Consider the following 3,634-nt stretch of genomic DNA (forward strand, 5'->3'; position numbering starts at 1 on the left):
GTATCAGATGGTACCCCCGGCATCTATGAGTTGTCTAAAGTAACGAAAGACCCCAAGTATGCGCAGGTAGCTACCAACGCTGCTGCGTGGATGATGAAGAACATGTACGATAAGGATAAAGGCATTTGTTACGATAACCTGAATATAATAACAGGCGAGGTGCTGAAAGAGTACAGTCCTTTCTGGAAGCAGAAGGCCATGAAGGACCAGGAGCTGTATGATGTATCGCGCCCTAATACAGAAGGCTCCCTGTTTAAGGATGCCTATGAATTTTCAAAGGATACGGCTTTCCGCAATGCCTTCATTGTGCTGTGTAACAGCCTGCTGAAGCTGCAGGGACCGGATGGCGTATGGATGCGGTTTATGCCTAATTCAGAAGAGGAACATTCTTTTCATCCCCGTTTTTCACTCTGGTATGCTGAATCATTGATAGAAGCGTATAAGCTTACCGGTGATAAAAAATACCTGGAAGGCGCTGCGCACACGGCCCGCACTTTTGCAAAAGCGCAAAAAAAAGACGGCACCATCTACTACGATAACTATACCAATGGCCGCGCTTCTGACAAAGGCTCTGCTACCGGCTCTGCAGCGGCGCTGGCAGGCATTGTATGGATAGCGCTGTCGGAAAACGGCTATAAGGAATTTGACAAGCATATAGAAAAATCAGCAGTGTGGTTAATGAAGAACCGCTATGCGCAGGATCATCCGGATCCGAACCTGCGGGGCGCGGTGCTGGAAACCCGCACCCGTTCCAAAGAAGGGAAAATATGGCTCACCAACCGGGATATCGGGACCTCTTTTGCAGTAAGGTTCTTTGCAGATTACCTCGGGTTTAAGTACAAATAAGTAATGTCATTCATTTTATCAATCCAAAACTATCAGCAAATGAAAAAAGGTCTCCACAAGCCGCTATTGCCGGTATTTTTACTGGCGCTGCTGATGTGCTGTGCATTCCACGTATCCGCGCAGCAAACCATTGGCAACATCAAGGGCCAGGTCACCGACAACGACGGAAATGCCCTGCCCGGCGCTTCTGTACAGGTAAAAGGCACTACCCAGGGCGTATCCACCAACACAGCTGGTAATTTTGAGCTGCAGGGTATCAAAGAAGGCAGCCATACCCTGGTTATTAACTACATGGGCTATACGTCGCTGGAAGCAACCGTGCAGGTAACCGGTGGTAAAACCGTGGTGAAGGATTTTAAAATGTCGTCCAAAGCCACCAACCTCTCCACCGTAACAGTATCCAGCGTAATGGAAGGTCAGCAGAAAGCGCTGAACCAGCAAAGGAATGCCGATAACATCAAGCAGGTGGTATCTGCAGATGTAATGGGCCGCTTTCCTGACCTGAACGTAGCAGAATCCATGCAGCGCCTGCCAGGCGTTACCATTGGCCGTAACAGCAGCGGGGAAGGTTCCACCGTGCAGCTCAGAGGCACTCCCGGCAACTTTACCAACATTAATGTAAATGGCGAACAGATCATGGGCACCGGCGAAAACGGCGAACGTAACGCCACCCTCGACCTTATACCTACCAACGTATTATCTTCCATGGAAGTAGTAAAATCCCTCACGCCCGATCTGGACGGCGATGCTATTGCCGGTGCTATTAACATGAAATCACCTACCGCCACCTCACTCAAAACCAAGCTGTCGGTAGATGCCGGTTTGGGGTATAACGGCTTACGCAAAAAGTCGAACGGTATTGGCAACCTGGCTGTAGGTAAACGTTTTTTCCAGGATGAAGCCAATCCCAACGGCCGTTTAGGCATTATGCTAACAGGCAGCTATTACCGCACCACCAATGGTTATGATGAGGTGAATGCACAGGTATGGCAGCAAAAGGATTTTGGCGGCAGCAAGGGCGAAATTTATTTCCCCACGGATGTACGTTACCTTTTTGTAGAGAACCAGCGTAACCGTACCGGCGCATCCGCTACCATTGATTATAACTTTAGCCCGGTGACCAGCATTGTGGCTAACATCATGTACAGCGACCGTGATAATGATATTACCCGTTACCGCAAGCGTACCCGCATGCAAACCAGCAATACCACCTTCAATGAGGAGACCGGGGAGTTCGTAACTACCAGGGGCCGTTCCTACAACGAAGTAAAAGCTGCCACGGAAGATAACATGAACATTAACTACAACCTGCAGGGTGAAACGCAGATTGGCCGTGTAAAGCTGGATGCAGGCGTGTTTTACAGCAATTCAAAGTTCGAGAACCGCGCTAATACCTTCAACTTTATTACCGGTAATATTCCCCTGCGCACCGCCGATATTTCCAGCGATTACCTGCTGGCAACCGGTACCGACTGGCGCAATGATCCATCTCTTTTTACCTATAATACCATTGAGCGGGATTACTGGAACACAGAAGGCAAGAACTTTGTGGCCAAGCTGAATGCGCAGATCCCTTATAAGATCGGTAACAACGCAGCCATCTTCAAAGCAGGCGCTAAGGTAAAACGCATGCACAACCAGCGTTACAAGCTGCCCAATACCATTGTAAGCTCTTATACCGGTGATAAGGCAGCCGGTAATCTCAGTAAGTTCTCCGGCCTTACCCAGGTAGATGATCACCTGCTGGATGGCAATATGAACTTTGGTTTGGGAGTAGACCGTGACAAAACGATCAACTACTTCAACGAAAATGAGAACCTGGACAATGGCATTTTTACACAGGATGCTTCCGGTACCCGTATTAGCCAGGATGCTTATTATTACGATGCCGTGGAAACCGTTACCGCCGGTTACCTGATGAACCGTATCCAGTTCAACAGGGTAATGCTGCTGGCCGGTTTGCGTGTGGAAAGAACTTCTGTGGATTACAAAGGCAATATTATTACGCAGGATGCAGATGAGCTGTGGGAATCCACCACGCTTACACAGAAAAAGAACAGCTACACCCGTTTCCTGCCTAACATCCAGGCCAAGTATGATCTTACCAAATCATCCCTGATCCGCGGCGGTTTAACGTTCGGCTATTCCCGTCCTAATTTTGTGGACCTGGTGCCGGGCCGTATTGTCAGCATCCTGAACGAAACCATTACCGATGGCAACCCGGAGCTGAAGCCCGCATTCTCCACCAACCTGGACCTGATGGCGGAAAAATATCTGTCTAACCTGGGCATTCTCTCTGCCGGTATATTTTATAAGAAGATCGATAAGTTCCAGTATAACAGTGTAACCACCCTTAACGGCAATGAATTTGACGGTGCGGATAAATATACCAACTGGCGTTATTACCAGATCCTGAACGGTAACACCGCGAATGTATACGGCTTAGAGCTGAATGCACAGGCTAACCTCACCTTTTTGCCCGGTTTCCTGAAAGGCTTTACAGTATTTGCCAACTATACTTACAGCCATTCCAATGCAGATGCCCAGTTCCGCAAGGACCTGCGCCTGCCGGGCCAGGCCACGCATACGGCCAACGCATCCCTGGCATACTCGCTGAAAGGCTTTACCATTCAGGGTAACCTGAACTACAATGGCTCCTATATTGTAAGCCTGGGTGAAGATGCAGAAACGGATGTGATCCGCGATGCACGCACACAGATAGATGCCAACGCATCTTACCAGCTCAGCAAACGGTTTACCATATACGTAGAAGCGCAGAACCTTACCA

The 3,634-nt window shown here is 49.0% G+C and carries 2 protein-coding genes; both read left to right on the plus strand.

The window, feature by feature from the left end; all coding sequences use genetic code 11:
• On the plus strand, positions 1–846 hold an 846-nt coding region (locus VIM87_RS01090), incomplete at its 5' end, for a hypothetical protein (protein WP_331995179.1).
• Positions 847–885: 39 nt separating this feature from the next.
• The coding region (locus VIM87_RS01095) for a TonB-dependent receptor (protein ID WP_331995180.1) at positions 886–3,634 on the plus strand (2,749 nt) is incomplete at its 3' end.

The sequence above is a fragment of the Chitinophaga sp. genome (genome assembly GCF_036569125.1).
GTDB lineage: Bacteria > Bacteroidota > Bacteroidia > Chitinophagales > Chitinophagaceae > Chitinophaga.